Source organism: Bacillus cereus group sp. BfR-BA-01523 (assembly GCF_022662615.1).
Lineage (GTDB): Bacteria > Bacillota > Bacilli > Bacillales > Bacillaceae_G > Bacillus_A > Bacillus_A mycoides.
Genome location: NZ_JAKUDX010000001.1, coordinates 823,478 through 837,620, shown reverse-complemented (window position 1 = coordinate 837,620; position 14,143 = coordinate 823,478). Strand labels below are relative to the sequence as shown.

Here is a 14,143-nt window from a genome sequence, read left to right as displayed (position 1 = left end):
CTTTAAATCACGAAAAAAAGGTTCCGCTGTTTCCAACAGAACCTTTCCTAAAATGGCAAAGAGTAACTCTTACCTTACTCTTTGTTTATATACTACAGGAGTTTTAATGAAAATCCAAGGCTCCTTATATTGAGAAATAAAGAAGAATCATTATAAAAAATTTTATCTTTTTTCATAAATAAAAGAGCAGCTAGCAAAAACTAACTGCTCAATACAAGGAGATACAGAGAAAACCAAATGGATTTTGGCATACAGCCTATCAACATTATGGACATAATATTGATTTTTATTCGAAGGAATTCATGTTTTACAAATCAGATTATGATAGTCGATATTCTCCATATTGACCAGAAAAGAACCAAGAATTCTAGTGAAATTCCAAGTGTTCTTTTCCTAGTTTTTTGAAATTCTTTTACTAAATAGCCAATAGCGCTAATTGCTAGAAGAATGAAAAGAATAAGTTCTAGTGTAACTGGCATTTGATCTACTCCTAATCTTTTATTTTAATTTAGTATATAACGATTATAAGATATTTTTGTGGTTAGTGGTGAGAAATTAAACAAAACCATCTCTTTACGAAAAAAGGTCTTGTTGTTTCCAACAGAACCTTTCCTAAAATGGCAAAGAGTAACTCTTACCTTACTCTTTGTTCATATACTACAGGAGTTTTAATGAAAATCCAAGGCTCCTTATATTGAGAAATAAAGAAGAATCATTCTAAAGAATCTCATCTCCAAGGGGGAACAAGGAGAAAAATCTAATGTCATCTATATTATTGACGGAATATTGAGTTTTACTCATAAAAAACTACGTTTAACTTAATGCATAACCCACAATCAAAGTTAGTGTTAAAAACACTGATAATAACAATGTTAGTAAGACTGTTGCTACACTCCTAAGCATCGCAATCCAATTATTCATCTTAGAAAATCCTATAATGCCAGCAAAAAAAGTTCCTATTGTTAAAACTAGTAATATAAATAAAGGGTGAATGTGTAATGAATCCGTGAAAAATTTGAATAATTCAAGTGGAATTTCAAAATATAAACGGAATAGTCCAACGCAAATCAAAGAGCATATAAAGGACCATAGATTGAGGTTATGTTTCATAGCTTTCTCCTATGTTATCAAAATAGTTTTACTCAATTTTAATGGGAAATAAAAGAAAAAGATAGAGGTTATAAATTAGAATCAATTTTTTAACAAAATAATCCTTTTAATAGAAAGAGAGGAATAACAATGGGACTCGGAAACCGTGGGATGGCATTTGAAATGCTTATCAATCTAGCGAATGAAATGTATCATAGAAACAATTAAAGAAAAAGGCGCTTCTATTAAGTCGTTAAAAGACAATTGGCTTGATACTACAAGCGATAATCCATACAGCACTTTCCTACTCACTGTAATGGCTGGTGTTAATCAGTTAGAACGTGACCTAATTCGAATGCGGCAACGAGAAGGTATTGAACTAGCTAAAGAGCGTGGTGTTTATAAAGGGCGCCCTAAGAAGTACGATGATGATAATCCTAATATGGAACATGCTTTAGATCTGCTTGCAAACCGAAAGGAAAACAAGTTTACAGTAAAGAAGATATGTGAAGTTACAGGTGTAAGCCGCACGGTTCTTTATGAGAGAGCAAAAGAAAAGGGAAGTATGTAGATTTTAAAGTAGCGAATGCGCTGCTTTTTTATTTTATCAAATAAATTGTTCTTGAGTAGAAATGAAAATAGGGGTTTGCCTTAAACATTTATTATTAATCAAGAATATGAGTATAGAAACAGGTCTAAATTCTGTAATGGTGGAGGGGATTGTTATGGACATAACTCAAAGTGTGGTAAGAATAGTGGTTAATGGGAAAGACCTTCCGTTCACTTCAGTTCAAACCTCTGCATGGAATCATGGACCTGTAAATGATTTAATCGTTTCGACGAATCAGAGAGTGAATGAGCTTTATCAATTCATGTGGTCACAAGTACCAGTTACGATCTCGGTGTATTTTCTTCAAGGGGCGGACTTAATGAGATTCGCTAGGATCGCTGGAATTAATGAACGTGTAACGGGAGAATATATATATCATTTCATTTGGGGATAAGAAGAATTCAAAGTAGCTTAACAGCTGCTTTTTTATTTTGCATAGAAAAAGGAACCATAATAGGCTCCTTAATTTGATTCAGAAGTTGTGTAGTTTTCCTTGATGATATCTTTTATGTTGATAATTAAGGATATAAGGAATCCAGCAGCTAGGATACCGTTTACCCAGTAATATGTATTCCCGGATGTAAATTTATTATAAAAGGAATCGATATTATAATACACTAAGCCTGCTGAAATGACGGTAGAGATTATTAACGTACCAAACTTTTCATGACGATGCCCTAATATTCTGAAATTTTAGACTTTTAATGCAATTATACATTTAAATAAAGAGGTTTACAAAGGAATTACCATAAGGAGGAGTTATAACGAGTTTCTTCCAATTGATGGTTTTTATTTTTGAAAAAATAACTATTTTATAAAAAATATTTTTTTGACCCCCATAAAATTATTTGTTCCTTCGAATATATATAAGTAGAAGAAAACAGTAGAAGAAAAAGCTAAAATTACCAAAAATATAGCGAAGAGTTATTCAAAGATTGCAGCTAAAATAGAAAAGAGCAAGAAGAACAAGTGGTATTGCAAAAGAAAACAAGAAAGTAATACAAAATACAGACTTCACTTTAGTACAAGTGGAAAAAATAGTCATATAAAAAATCGGCCTCGAAAAATATGAGCAATAGCAAGTAGACAAGCCCAAAGAAAAGTACTAAGAAAATGTGGTTAAATGGTCACTTGTTTAGTGACCATTTTGCTATTTGAAGCAGAAGGAGGCAGGGAGATTACTAGTGTTGAGTTTAGTAATGAAAATCTTAAAAAAAACGAAAATAGAAGATATCGTATTTAACATACAAAACAACGGTGGAGATAAGGAAGCTTTTATCGTACAGTATCAGCCGTTTATTAGAAAATCAATATCGTCTGTCTGCCGCAGGTACATTACAGAGCAGGATGATGAATATAGCATTGGGTTATTTGCATTTAACGAAGCAATTGAACAGTATTCATATAAAAAAGGAAAATCTTTTCTAGCGTTTGCTGATCTTCTTATAAAAAGAGATGTAATTGACTATATACGCAAGGAGTCTAAGCATAATCTTGTCTTTTTAAAAGAAGATAAGCAAGAGGAAATGTTAGAAATGCAAGTGTCGCTTACGGAGTATATGAAAGAGATGGAAAATAGTAACCGTAAGGAGGAAATTCTTCATTTTCAAAGTGTACTAGCTGAGTTTAAAATCACATTTTCAGAGCTTGCTAAGGAATCCCCTAAGCATCGTGATACGCGTGAGCACTTAATAGAAATTGTAAAGATTATTATAAAAGACGAGAAAATGATGGAAGAGCTGTTCCGAAAGAAAAAATTACCCCTTAAACATATTGAACCACGTGTTAGGGTAAGTCGTAAAACGTTGGAGCGACATCGAAAATACATTATTGCGATGTGTATTATCTTTGCAAACAACTATACATATATTCTGGATTATATAAGAGGGGAGAAGCATGATGAATAAAGGAATTGTGATGGATATAAAGAAACATAACGTAGTTGTTTTAACTCCAAATGGAGAGTTTATTACGTTTAAAAGAAAAGTACACTCTTACATGATTGGAGAGGAAATCTCGTTTAACGAACAAGAGCAAAGAGCACCACGTTTTTCAATGCCACCTTTCTTAAAGCCTACAACAGTAATTGTTGCTGGTTTTCTATGCGTATTGCTGTTTTTTTACAATCAACCAGAAGAAAAAGTGTTTGCTTATGTCTCAGTTGATATAAATCCAAGTTTAGAGGCGAGCGTAACGGAAGATCTTCGTGTTATAGATTTGCGGGCTTGTAATGATGACGGAAGGCGTATTTTAAAAGAAATGAAAGGGTGGGAAAATAAGCATCTGCAAGATGTGATACGCACTATTATAAAGCAGAGTCAAGAGGATAAGTACTTAACGAATGATAAGCAAGTTATGCTAACAGCTGTTGCAAAGGACAAGTCGCTAGAACCACAGTTGGAAAAGGTTATGCAGGAATTAAAGAAAGAGTATGAGATAAAACATATTACAGTTGAATATCAAAGCAGTACGATGCAAATGCGGGAGGATGCCAAGAAAGCAGGGGTTGGAACGGGCGTTTATATAAAACAAGAGAATGAGAAGCAAAAATCGCTTACTCCACCTGCACCTCCGTCTAATCAAGAACAACAAAAGTCATCTTCTGATGCATCATCGGACGCATCTCCTGTAAAAGAAGAAAGCAACGAGAAGAAAGAGCATATAGAACAAAAGCAATCTAATGAACAACAACCGAAGCAAATAAAAGAAAATAATGGGAATCAGCAAGAGAACAACGGAAGAGGATCACAAGGAAATAATGGAAATGGGCAAAGAAACAACGGCAGAGGGTCACAAGGAAATAATGGAAATGGGCAAGGAAACAACGGCAGAGGGTCACAAGGAAATAATGGAAATGGGCAAGGAAACCACGGAAGAGAGTCACAAGGAAATAATGGAAATGGGCAAGGAAACAACGGAAGAGGGTCCCAAGGGAATAATGGGCATCAGCAAGGGAACAACGGAAGAGAATCGCAAGGGAATAATGGAAATGGTCAAGGGAACAACGGAAGAGAATCGCAAGGGAATAATGGCAATGGGCAAGGTAACAACGGAAGAGAATCGCAAGGGAATAATGGGAATGGTCAAGGGAACAACGGAAGAGAATCGCAAGGGAATAATGGGAATCAGCAAGGGAACAACGGCAGAGGGTCCCAAGGAAATAATGGGAATCAGCAAGAGAACAACGGTAGAGGGTCCCAAGGGAATAATGGACATCAGCAAGAGAACAATGGCAGAGGGTCTCAGTAAGGAAAGCTCCTACCACATAATATTTAGTGAAAGAAAAATCTATAGAATATTGAACGGAGGGGAGATTCCTTCTATCTGAAGATATTTTTTAACATTTTTTTAAAATGACGGACATAAAATCGTATATCCTTTCGAATTATATATATGGATATCATTAATGTTTATATAAAAGGGGAGAAAAAATATGAAAGAAATGTATGAAGAAATCACTGAAGTATTGAAGGTATTAGCACATCCTGTCCGTTTATCATTAGTAAAAATAATGCTTGCAAAAGGTCCTATTAACGTAACGACAATGTATGAAACATTACAAATGCCTCAAAGTACAATTAGTCAACATTTATCTAAACTAAAAGCTACAAAGGTCGTTACAGGTACTCGGAAAGGGTTAGAAATTTATTATGAAGTAACAGATAATCGTACAAAAGCGATATTATTAAGCTTGGCTTAAAGGGTAACTGTTTAGATTTCAAAATTAAGTAAGCAATTCAGCGACTATAATTTTCTTATTAACATTAGTCGTATGTGTTGTTGTTTTTAATTTGTTTAATACATTTCTTTATTAGGGTCTTGCCGTATCACTATCAAGCTAAAGTTTAAATGGATTATAAAAATGAAAGTTTTCTTATTAGGGTCTTTTTGTTAGCTTGATAGTGATGTGCCATTCCCACTAGTATGTAAAGAATTTGGTAGTTTTTTTAGTCATGTAATCTTTTGATCTGATGGTCTTTTCCCCATTCAAATAGTTCATCCATAATTTGCATTAAAGATTTTCCATGTTCGCTTATTGTGTACTCAACCTTTGGTGGTACTTCTTGATATACAGTACGATGGATAATCCCATCAGCCTCAAGTTGCCGAAGTTGCTGTGTGAGAACTTTTTGTGTAATGTTTGGAATTTCTCGTTTTATTTCATTTGTTCGCATTTTTCCATCCGCCAAAACACATAAAATATGAATTTTCCATTTTCCACCGATCACGTCGAGTGTCGTTGCGATTGGGCAATTATCATTTTGATTCATATAACACCTCCAAAGGTACCTTAAGGTTCCTATAGCACTTTAAAGTACGTACTTTTCAATTATATGTGACTCATTCATACTAATACTAAAGCGTTTGAATTATTTATAAGGGGGAAGAAAATATATGAAAACACTTGTAATTGTAGCACATCCTGATATTGAAAAGTCTCGAATTAATAAAAGATGGGTAGAAGAACTTGAGAAATATCCAGATGAAATAACGGTGCATGAATTATATAAAGTGGCACCAAATTGGGAATTTAATATTGAAGAAGAACAAAAGCTGTTAGTAGAGCACGACCGATATATATTCCAATTTCCACTCTACTGGTATAGCTCACCACCATTATTAAAAAAATGGTTCGATGATGTATTAACATATGGATTTGCCTACGGATCAAAAGGGGATAAAGTGAAGGGGAAAGAATTTGGTGTAGCTATTTCTATAGGTGGGTTAGAAAAAGACTATAAAAATAGCGGAATTACAATGTATGAATTAACGAAACCATTCCACGCTACGAGCTTATATACAGGAATGGAATTTATACCATCATTTTATTTATATGGTGCGGAATATGAAATCAGTGATGAAGAGATTGACAAAAGTGCACCTGAGTATGTGAAATATGTGATGAATAAGGAGTTTTCTAATATATAAGGAGAAATAGCCATTTACTTGTTAAGTAGATGGCTATTTTTGTTTATCCCGCATTAACCGCCCGTAAGGTGTGGACTAATAATCAGTCGGGATGAACACCTCACATCGACTAAAGATTCACTTCATTTAAATTCACTAAGTTTAATCTTTAGTAAATTAATAGTTAATCTGGTAAAATAAAATCCTAACATATATAAAGGGGAGTTTTACTTGAGAACGATGCGACAATTATTACAAAAAAGAGCAATGCAGTCACCAAATTTGGAAGCGCTTATCGGTGGAGAGAAAAGGTATTCGTTTCAGCAGTATAATGAACGAGTAAATCAGCTTGCACATTATTTGTTACATACCGGTGTGAAAAGAGGGGATCGTATAGGAATTCTATGCAAAAATAATCATCCGTTTCCAAGCGTTATGATGGCAAGCTTAAAAATTGGAGCGGTATTTATTCCGCTTAATCATCAGCTTACTGCTTATGAATTAGAATCGATTGTAAAAGAAGCGGGATTAAAAGTATTAGTTATTGATGATGAATTTAGTGAAGTTGTATTAAAGATTAATGGAGTTAAAGAAATTCCTTATGTAATTGAGACGACAAAAGAAGGGTTTGGCTTATTTGAATTAAAATTAAAGGAACAGCCAATAACAGAGCCGAATGTGGAAGTTCATGAAGATGATGATGCCATTTACTTATTTACTTCAGGAACGACTGGACAGGCAAAAGCATGTGTAATTGGTCATAAAAACTTACACCATTATTTTACTGAAATTGCGGGGCAAAGAGAAATTCCAGCAGGTGAACGCTTTTTATCAGTGCACCCATTGTTTCATATGAGTGGTGTGCTTTCTATTTTAAATTGTATTTATCATGGCGTTACGATGGTCTTTTTAGCTGATTCGAATCCTACTCTTATTTGGGATAAGATTGAAGAAGAGAAAATCACTACAATGCTTGCGTTCCCAGCTGTTTATAGTTACATGCTTGATGAATTAGATAATAAAGAGCGCAACATTTCGGCCTTTAAAGTAGCGCAAAGTGGTGGTACAAAAGTGCCAGAAACACTCATTCAAAAATATATGGAAAAAGGCATTTATATGGTGCAAGGTTATGGGAGTACAGAAGGTTGGGTAGTAACTTCTTGGCATCCAAATATGGGAAAAGAAAAAATGTCTTCTGTAGGGAAAACTTTGAAACATGTAGAGCTGAAAATTGTTCATCCAGAAACAGGTGATGAGCTAACAACAAATGAAGTTGGAGAAATTCATGTGAAAAGCCCGTACATGTTTAAAGGATATTGGAATAATGAAGAGGCAACAAAGAAGGTAGTAAAAGATAATTGGTTTAACATGGGTGATGCCGGTATGATAGATGATGATGGATTTCTACATATTATGGGAAGATATAAAGACGTTATCGTACGCGGTGGTGACAACGTATATCCAGATCAAGTAGAAGATGTAATTCATGAAATAAATGGCGTTTTAGAAGTTGCAGTAGTTGGGATTCCAAATGACTTTTGGGGGGAGGTCCCAACAGCTTACATTGTAAAGGACATTCAAACGTCTTTAACAGAAGAAGAGATTATTCAGCATTGTAAAGAAAAACTAGCAAGCTATAAAATACCAGAAGTTGTATTTATGGACGAATTACCGAAAAACGCTTTAGGGAAAGTGTTGAAGAGGGAATTAAGGGATGTTTTTCTTGTGAAATAAAAGGTTATTAAATAATGAAGAATCCAGTTATGTAAAAAGCATAACTGGATTTTTGTTTATAAAGAACATAATGATTTACTAGATTTTGTATTTTGTGTAAGATAATAAAGAATATTCAATTAACAATTAAAGGAAGAGATATAAATGAAGCTGCCACTATTACAAGTAGAGACAGAGAGACTGATTATTCGTCCATTTAAAAAAGAGGATTATGAAAGTTGGTTAGATGGATTCAATAAGAGGTTACCATCTCAATATAAATACGATGATGGCTATCATGACATGTCGTCTTCAACGAAAGAGTGGTTTACGGAATGGATAAGAGGATTTGATGAGGCGGCACGACGGGATGAAATGTATGTGTTAGGTATTTTTCAGAAAGAAGATGGCGCCAATATTGGAAAGCTAGAACTTATAAAAATTTTACGTATGGACTATCAATGGGCAATGATGGGTTACTCTATTCATAATCAACATTGGAAAAATGGATACGGAGCAGAAAGTGTAATAGCTGCGCTGCCGTTATTTTTTAATGGCCTTCAATTTCATAGAATCGAATTACATATACATATCGATAATGAGCCATCTATTCGTCTTGCAGAAAGAGCTGGTTTTTCATTTGAATGTACGAGAGAGGCATTTTCTATGGGGAATGGTAAGTGGGCAGATTTTCTTATTTATTATAAAAATAATGAAACGAACAAATAAGGGGATAAAAAATGAAGACTATAAACGTATTTCATTACGACGCATTTACGAATAAACCAAATATGGGAAATCCAGCAGGTATTGTATTAGAGGCGGATGGATTAACGGAAGAGGACATGCAGCGTATTGCTGAAAAAGTTGGATTTAACGAAACATCTTTCGTTCTTTCTTCAGAAGTAGCAGATATAAGAATGCGCTATTTTACACCAGGGTTTGAAATGGATTTATGTGGTCATGGGACAGTTGGAACTATATATGCCTTGCTTGAAAGAGGTTTATTAGAAGAAAAAACAAACCTTACGATTGAAACGAAGGCAGGTATTTTACCAATACAAATAGGTGCAAATGAAAATGGAGAAACCTTTATTAAAATGAGGCAGGCAGCACCTCAGTTTAAAGATTTTGCAGGTTCAAAAGAAGAATTAGCTCATAGTATCGGGTTAGAAGTAACTGATTTAGATGCAAGTGTACCAATTGTATATGGAAGTACGGGGAACTGGACTGTAATTGTACCGATTAAAAATCTAGATGCATGTGAAAGAATGAAACCTAAAAATGAGGCGTTTCCATCGGTATTAAAAGAAATACCTAAGGCTTCTATCCATCCAGTTTGTCTAGAAACTTATGATGAACAGGTGCAAATGCACGGTCGTCATTTTTCATCACCTTATTCTGGAACGATTGAAGATCCAGTGACAGGAACAGCTTCAGGTGTAATGGGAGCGTATTATGCGACGTATTTGGAGAAAGATTTTGACCATGAATTGGAGTTAATCGTTGAGCAAGGACAGGAAATAAATAAAGATGGTCGTGTAATGGTTTATGTAACGAAAGATGTAGAGAATGAAAAGTTACAAATAGATATTGCAGGAACAGCGGTGTATGTGAAAGAGTTTGAAGTTTCAATATAAAGTGAAACTTTAATCAGTGGGGGTTTTGTTCATCCCCAACCTAACTTCTTTGCTTCCGCTGAATTTTGAGGTGGAGGTCTTACTGCACGGCAAATAGCGGGATAAAAAAAGAAAGCCCGGAATACATCCAGACCTTCATTATCTATTCAACACTTCAATATACGAAGCATCTCCAGTTGTTCTTAAAGCAGAGCGGAAATTATTGTTTTCTAACGTTTCAGCAACTTGTTTTAATTGCTGTGCATCATCGTGATGAATGAGTAAACTATCTGCACCACTTTCTTCTATATGAATATGCTCAACATTTCCAATCGCTTCATGTATAGCTTTTAAAAATTCAGGTTTCATATTGTCCTCCTATATGTATGTAACGTTGTTGTTAGTATTTCCTTATTTTTGAAATATAAAAGTAAATGATTTTTTGTTATATTAAGATTTTGGAAGGGGTTTCCTATTCGTTTGTCAAATAATAGTAAAGTTGTCTTTTTAATTGAGGGAATCTTCGGAATTAAAGGGTGAGAGAATGGACATTTCAATAATTGCTGCACAACTAGTTAAGGAGAAAGTTATTTCACATGATCCAAATAGCGTAAAAGCGTTGAACGGAGGAACGACAAGTACTGTATATTTGTTGGACGAAAAATATGTAGTAAAGCTGAATGAAGCGGAAGTAATACGTGAAGAAGCTAATTTTCTCTCATTTTATGAGGAGAATAGTTTATTTTCAAAGCTTTTGTATAAGGAACCTTTACATACATATTTCGTGTATTCTTTCCTTGAAGGTAATACTTCGTGTAAACAAGGATATAAACGAAGTACGCTTCGTACACTTGTAAAAGAAGTTATCAATAAGTATAAAATGGTTCCAGGGGCAGAAGGCTGGGGATGGAAAGAAAGTCCGGTTCAATCTTGGAATGAATTTTTAACGGCAAATGTGATGGAAGCTTATGAAAATGTAAGACGTTACATAAGTGAGGAAGATTATAGAATTGTTCTTAAACTAGCAAATAGGGAAGCCGGAGTAAATCAGCCATTTTTATTACATGGCGATTTCGGATTTCATAATTTTATATTCCAAGAGAATGAGCTGTATGGAGTAATTGATCCATTACCAGTGCTAGGAGATCCTATATATGATTTAATTTATGCATTTTGTTCAACTCCGGAAGATTTAACGAAAGAAACGATTGATTATGTGATGAAACAATGTGTATTTCATAAAAAAGAACGAGATTTATATGAGGAAATAGTCATAGGTTTATATTTGCGTATAGATACATGTTTGAGACACCACCCAAAAGATTTAGAAGATTACTTAGTAGCTTGGCGTTATTGGATGAACGAAATTGATCCGGCTTTATAGTACAAATAGTTTGGGGGAGATAGTGAAATGAACATAACAGAAGCAAAACGAGATTTAGCACAAAGAACGAAGAGGGGAATTCCTGTTATAGTAGCTGGTATTTTGTTTTGGATTGTAGCGAGTGTAACGGGTATTCTTCTTTCAGAAAAACAAGTTGTGTGGGTGTATTTAATTGGTATGGGTTGTGTATTTCCTTGTGGCTTAATGATAGCTGCTATATTGAAAATTGATATGTTTGCGAAAGGAAATCCGCTAGGGACTTTAGCTGGAATAATTGGTGGGATAAATGTATTGAATATCCCGTTTGTATTACTTGCATATTTTCAATTTCCGGAGTGGTTACCTTTTGTAGTAGCGATGTTAATAGGTGTTCATTTTTTACCATATGTATGGATTTATGAAAGTAAAAGTTATGGTTTTTTATCAATAGGAACTGTATTAGTAACGTCAGTATGTGGGATTCTTTTTGCGGAAAAAGGATTTATTGTAATTCCTATGGCGGTTACAGTTGTCTACTTTATTACTCTTATAAGCGTATCACTTGAAAATAAAAAAGCAGAAAACGATCAACAAATATCAGCTTAATAAAAAATTAAAGGGATAGGGGAATAACTATGAATAATTTCGTTTGTACAACGTGTGGAGTACAGTATGCAGCGAGTGTGGAAGAACCGGTAAGTTGTGTTATTTGTGATGAGGAGAGACAATATGTTAATCCGAAAGGGCAGTCATGGACAACTTTAGAAAACTTGCAAACGAGTGATACATATAAAAATGAAATTATAGAAGAAGAAAATGGGCTTTATAGTATTACGACAAAACCAGAATTTGCGATCGGTCAGACGGCATTTGTAGTAAAAACAGAGTCATATCGTTTGCTGTGGGATTGTATTACTTATTTAGATGAAACGACGATTGAGAAGATAAAAGAGTGGGGCGGATTAGATGCGATTGCACTGTCGCATCCGCATTATTATTCAACGCAAGTAGAATGGGCAGAAACGTTCGATGTACCAATTTATATACATGAAGACGATAAAGAGTGGGGTATGCGCCCGAGTAGTCGTATTATTTATTGGACTGGTGAGTCTTTACAATTAGCAGATGGAATTACTGTGCATCGTCTCGGAGGGCATTTTAGTGGCGGTTCTGTATTACATTGGGAAGAAGGAAATGATGGGAAAGGTATATTATTAACAGGTGATATTATTCAAGTTGTAGCGGACCAACAGTGGGTGAGTTTCATGTATAGTTATCCGAACTTAATTCCACTACCAGCAAGGAAAGTGGAAGAGATGGCGAATCGAGTGAAGCCGTTACAATTTAATCGTCTATATAACGCCTTTCACCGAGTAGTAAAAGAAAATGCAAATGAGGCAGTTGAACGTTCTGCGGAAAGATATGTGAAAGCGATAGAAGGAAAGCTGTTTCATACGTAAAAGGAGTGCTAGATTAATGAAAACGTTAGTATGCTTTGGCGATAGTATTACAGCTGATGAAACATTTTTTGATGGAACGCCGAGGTTAACACCACGTTTGCAAGAGATGTTTCCAAATTGGAAAGTGGTTAATGCAGGTGTTCCGGGTGATAATACGCTCGATGCACTACAAAGGATTGAAGAGGATGTTTTATCGCATGAACCAGACTTTGTAACAGTTTTTATCGGTACGAATGATTCGGTGTTATTTGATCCAGTGCCATTACAATCTTACAAAGAAAATTTAGAGGAAATTGTAAGTACGATTTCATCAGAAAAAGTATTACTTATTAGTCCTGCACCGGTTGATGAAGCAAGGCAACATAATAGAACGAATGAAGTACTCGGTCAATATGCAAATGTGGTTGAGGAAGTGGCGAAAGAAACAGGAAGTCATTTTCTAAATTTGTACGCTGAAATGATTCAAGAAAAGGATTATAAGAGATTTGTAGAAGATGATGAAAAAGACGGTTTACACTTCGGACCACAAGGTTATGAATATTTAGCGAAGTTAATTTGTGAAAAGTTAAAAGAGATTCTGTAAGAAGCAAAGCGTGAGCGCTTTGCTTTTTTTGTATTCACATAAGTAAAATATAGTATCTTTTCGCAAGAGCATTGTAGCACTGCAAAAATGCAACCAACTTAATATATTTTAATTAATCACAGAAGTAGACGGTTCCTGTACTAAATGTTTAGTACCTGTAGCACTTTAAAGTACATACATTTTTAAAGTGTTAAATATAATTCATAATAGCACCATTAAGAAGCAAACAAGCGTTACAGTACTATAGAGTCTGGTAATTCTAAAAAGTGCCAATGTGGTATAAGACAATTAGGGAGGTTAAAGATATGAGTACTTCAAATTTGAGTGAAATAAGTAAACAAATATTAATAGAGGAGGAAACACTTCAATTTTCCTCTTTTACAAATGAAGATGCCTTGCAATTAGGTTTATTTATCGTTGAAACAGCAAAGCGAGAGGGGAAATTGATTGCTGTTGATATAGCAAAAAATGGTGTGCAATTATTTCATTTCAAGATGACAGGGACAACTGAGGAAAATACGAAATGGATTGAGCGTAAAAAACGGGTCGTTTCCCTGCATAATCATAGCTCGTATTATATGCAGATAGAAAGTGAGATAAGCGGAGTTCCATATCATGAAAAATACCGTTTAGATGGCTCGGAATATGCTGCGTTTGGTGGATGCTTTCCTATCCAAATAAAAAATGTAGGGGTTATTGGGATGATAACAGTCTCAGGATTACCACCAGAAGTAGATCATGAATTGGTTATAAGAGCAGTTAAAAATCATTTAAATCAATAATAGAAGTAATTTTAAA

17 protein-coding genes and 2 pseudogenes are annotated in these 14,143 nt (G+C 34.6%); 15 read left to right on the top strand and 4 right to left on the bottom strand.

Translation table 11 applies throughout. The features are described 5' to 3' along the window. Nucleotides 1-813: 813 nt before the first annotated feature. Entirely contained in the window at nucleotides 814-1,110 is a 297-nt protein-coding gene (locus tag MR066_RS04290; RefSeq protein ID WP_002142559.1) for a hypothetical protein, read from the bottom strand. 129 nt (nucleotides 1,111-1,239) lie between these two features. On the opposite strand from MR066_RS04290, the pseudogene MR066_RS04285 reads away from it, so the two are divergent. From MR066_RS04285 to MR066_RS04275, 3 genes and pseudogenes are all read left to right on the top strand, one after another. Then, nucleotides 1,240-1,308, top strand: a pseudogene (locus MR066_RS04285) (Holliday junction resolvase RecU); the annotation flags it as partial. Next, nucleotides 1,301-1,660, top strand: a pseudogene (locus tag MR066_RS04280) (recombinase family protein); the annotation flags it as partial. The pseudogenes MR066_RS04285 and MR066_RS04280, both read left to right, overlap by 8 nt. A 154-nt stretch (nucleotides 1,661-1,814) precedes the next feature. Then, nucleotides 1,815-2,093: a hypothetical protein gene (locus MR066_RS04275; RefSeq protein ID WP_033709650.1), complete on the top strand. Its 279-nt coding sequence runs from the start codon at nucleotides 1,815-1,817 to the stop codon at nucleotides 2,091-2,093. A 68-nt stretch (nucleotides 2,094-2,161) separates the two neighbouring features. Here the strand turns inward: MR066_RS04275 and MR066_RS04270 are convergent, their stop codons facing one another. Further along, nucleotides 2,162-2,383, bottom strand: a complete 222-nt coding sequence (locus MR066_RS04270; RefSeq protein WP_396022270.1) for a hypothetical protein — start codon at nucleotides 2,381-2,383, stop codon at nucleotides 2,162-2,164. Between the two features lie 500 nt (nucleotides 2,384-2,883). On the opposite strand from MR066_RS04270, the gene sigI reads away from it, so the two are divergent. The 3 genes from sigI to MR066_RS04255 all read left to right on the top strand — a co-directional run bounded on the left by sigI (nucleotide 2,884) and on the right by MR066_RS04255 (nucleotide 5,399). Further along, nucleotides 2,884-3,606: an RNA polymerase sigma factor SigI gene (gene sigI / locus MR066_RS04265; protein ID WP_002099727.1), complete on the top strand. Its 723-nt coding sequence runs from the start codon at nucleotides 2,884-2,886 to the stop codon at nucleotides 3,604-3,606. Beyond that, on the top strand, nucleotides 3,599-4,948 hold the full coding sequence (locus tag MR066_RS04260; RefSeq protein ID WP_277928926.1) for an anti-sigma factor domain-containing protein: 1,350 nt from the start codon (nucleotides 3,599-3,601) through the stop codon (nucleotides 4,946-4,948). Before sigI ends, MR066_RS04260 begins: the two co-directional genes overlap by 8 nt. Before the next feature lie 184 nt (nucleotides 4,949-5,132). Further along, entirely contained in the window at nucleotides 5,133-5,399 is a 267-nt protein-coding gene (locus MR066_RS04255; RefSeq protein ID WP_000661861.1) for an ArsR/SmtB family transcription factor, read from the top strand. 247 nt (nucleotides 5,400-5,646) lie between these two features. On the opposite strand, the gene MR066_RS04250 is transcribed toward MR066_RS04255, so the two are convergent. Next, entirely contained in the window at nucleotides 5,647-5,970 is a 324-nt protein-coding gene (locus tag MR066_RS04250; protein ID WP_002033301.1) for a winged helix-turn-helix transcriptional regulator, read from the bottom strand. A 124-nt stretch (nucleotides 5,971-6,094) separates the two neighbouring features. Between MR066_RS04250 and MR066_RS04245 the strand changes: the two genes are divergently transcribed. The 4 genes from MR066_RS04245 to MR066_RS04230 all read left to right on the top strand — a co-directional run bounded on the left by MR066_RS04245 (nucleotide 6,095) and on the right by MR066_RS04230 (nucleotide 9,960). Further along, nucleotides 6,095-6,628: an NAD(P)H-dependent oxidoreductase gene (locus MR066_RS04245; protein ID WP_242246073.1), complete on the top strand. Its 534-nt coding sequence runs from the start codon at nucleotides 6,095-6,097 to the stop codon at nucleotides 6,626-6,628. A 210-nt stretch (nucleotides 6,629-6,838) separates the two neighbouring features. Beyond that, nucleotides 6,839-8,341, top strand: a complete 1,503-nt coding sequence (locus MR066_RS04240) for a class I adenylate-forming enzyme family protein (RefSeq protein ID WP_242246072.1) — start codon at nucleotides 6,839-6,841, stop codon at nucleotides 8,339-8,341. A gap of 144 nt (nucleotides 8,342-8,485) precedes the next feature. Continuing rightward, nucleotides 8,486-9,049 (top strand): GNAT family N-acetyltransferase, encoded by a 564-nt coding sequence (locus MR066_RS04235; RefSeq protein WP_242246071.1) that lies wholly within the window; start codon nucleotides 8,486-8,488, stop codon nucleotides 9,047-9,049. Nucleotides 9,050-9,060: 11 nt separating this feature from the next. Next, nucleotides 9,061-9,960 carry a PhzF family phenazine biosynthesis isomerase gene (locus MR066_RS04230; RefSeq protein WP_242246070.1) on the top strand — a complete coding sequence of 300 codons (900 nt, stop codon included), beginning with the start codon at nucleotides 9,061-9,063 and terminating at the stop codon, nucleotides 9,958-9,960. 138 nt (nucleotides 9,961-10,098) lie between these two features. On the opposite strand, the gene MR066_RS04225 is transcribed toward MR066_RS04230, so the two are convergent. Continuing rightward, nucleotides 10,099-10,308: a hypothetical protein gene (locus tag MR066_RS04225; RefSeq protein WP_242246069.1), complete on the bottom strand. Its 210-nt coding sequence runs from the start codon at nucleotides 10,306-10,308 to the stop codon at nucleotides 10,099-10,101. A 175-nt stretch (nucleotides 10,309-10,483) separates the two neighbouring features. Here MR066_RS04225 and MR066_RS04220 point away from each other — a divergent pair, with 175 nt between their 5' ends. The 5 genes from MR066_RS04220 (at nucleotide 10,484) to MR066_RS04200 (ending at nucleotide 14,127) form a co-directional block, all read left to right on the top strand. After that, a complete protein-coding gene (locus MR066_RS04220) occupies nucleotides 10,484-11,323 on the top strand; it encodes a phosphotransferase (RefSeq protein ID WP_242246068.1) in 840 nt (279 codons plus the stop codon). 27 nt (nucleotides 11,324-11,350) lie between these two features. Next, nucleotides 11,351-11,908 (top strand): DUF7010 family protein, encoded by a 558-nt coding sequence (locus MR066_RS04215; RefSeq protein WP_242246067.1) that lies wholly within the window; start codon nucleotides 11,351-11,353, stop codon nucleotides 11,906-11,908. A 29-nt stretch (nucleotides 11,909-11,937) separates the two neighbouring features. Next, nucleotides 11,938-12,762: an MBL fold metallo-hydrolase gene (locus MR066_RS04210; RefSeq protein ID WP_242246066.1), complete on the top strand. Its 825-nt coding sequence runs from the start codon at nucleotides 11,938-11,940 to the stop codon at nucleotides 12,760-12,762. Between the two features lie 16 nt (nucleotides 12,763-12,778). Then, nucleotides 12,779-13,345 (top strand): SGNH/GDSL hydrolase family protein, encoded by a 567-nt coding sequence (locus MR066_RS04205; protein ID WP_242246065.1) that lies wholly within the window; start codon nucleotides 12,779-12,781, stop codon nucleotides 13,343-13,345. Nucleotides 13,346-13,650: 305 nt separating this feature from the next. Beyond that, nucleotides 13,651-14,127, top strand: a complete 477-nt coding sequence (locus MR066_RS04200) for a heme-degrading domain-containing protein (RefSeq protein ID WP_002199830.1) — start codon at nucleotides 13,651-13,653, stop codon at nucleotides 14,125-14,127. Nucleotides 14,128-14,143: the final 16 nt, after the last annotated feature.